This window comes from Microvirga sesbaniae, assembly GCF_025460805.1.
GTDB classification, from domain to species: domain Bacteria; phylum Pseudomonadota; class Alphaproteobacteria; order Rhizobiales; family Beijerinckiaceae; genus Microvirga; species Microvirga sesbaniae.
Map to the genome: position 1 here is coordinate 6,074 of NZ_JAMXFJ010000083.1, position 921 is coordinate 6,994.

Genomic DNA, 921 nt, shown 5'->3' on the forward strand with positions numbered 1-921 from the left:
GGCACCGTTGCAGTAACTTGAAAAGGGCATAACGAACCCCGTCGAACGGGTCGTTCAAGCTGCAAGGCCGAAGAGCTGATTGAAGAGACGGACTTCGCCTGTCGCTCGACATCCTTGCTTGTTGTAATGACCGCGGCGGATCATGCGCATGGTTTCAAAACCCATCGGGGTTGCAGCGGCGGTTTTCATCGTCTGGAAGCCGCGTGTCGGCCGGATGACGCGCTTGAGCGCGCCGTGATCCGCCTCAAGAATGTTGTTCAAATATTTCGAGGTCCGATGCTCGACATCCTGCGGCAGCAATCCTTCGTTCTGCAAGCGCCGGATGGCTTTTGGATACGAAGCCAGTTTGTCCGTCGTGATGGCTGAGGGAGGATAGTCGCTCACCGCCCGCAGGGCTTTACGAAGGAAGCGATAAGCCGCTCCGGTATCACGCCGACTGGCCAGCATGGAGGCAATCAACCGACCGTGTTTATCGACTGCTCGAAATAAGTACCGCCAGCGTCCGCCTACTCGTACATAGGTCTCATCCACGCGCCATGAGCCTGAACGATGACCCTTGTATGGTCGCATCCGCTTCTTAATCTCCGGAGCATAGCGCTGCACCCAACGAAAGAGGGTGGATGGGTCTACTTTGACACCGCGCTCCTGCATCATCTCAGACAGATCGCGATAGCTGATCCCGTACTTGCAGTACCAGCGCACGCACAGCAGGATCATCTCGACTGGGAAGCGACGGCGCTTGAACAGAGACACGGGAGCGAATCCTTGATGAACCGCTCCTCGCTATACGGCCGAGGTTAATGCAACATGGGGTTATTCCGGGCCTGGTGCCCTTCGACGGTAAAGTAGGGTCTGATGTGATCAGGCCAAACTGGAAGCCAACGGAGAGTATCCTCATGAAGCAGTATGTCGGATTGGATG

At 56.2% G+C, this 921-nt stretch carries 1 protein-coding gene; it reads right to left on the reverse strand.

Annotation, left to right across the window (positions count from 1 at the left end):
• Nucleotides 1-54: 54 nt before the first annotated feature.
• Nucleotides 55-753, reverse strand: coding sequence for an IS6 family transposase (locus OCW50_RS32455; protein ID WP_262300351.1), 699 nt, complete (start codon nt 751-753; stop codon nt 55-57).
• Nucleotides 754-921: the final 168 nt, after the last annotated feature.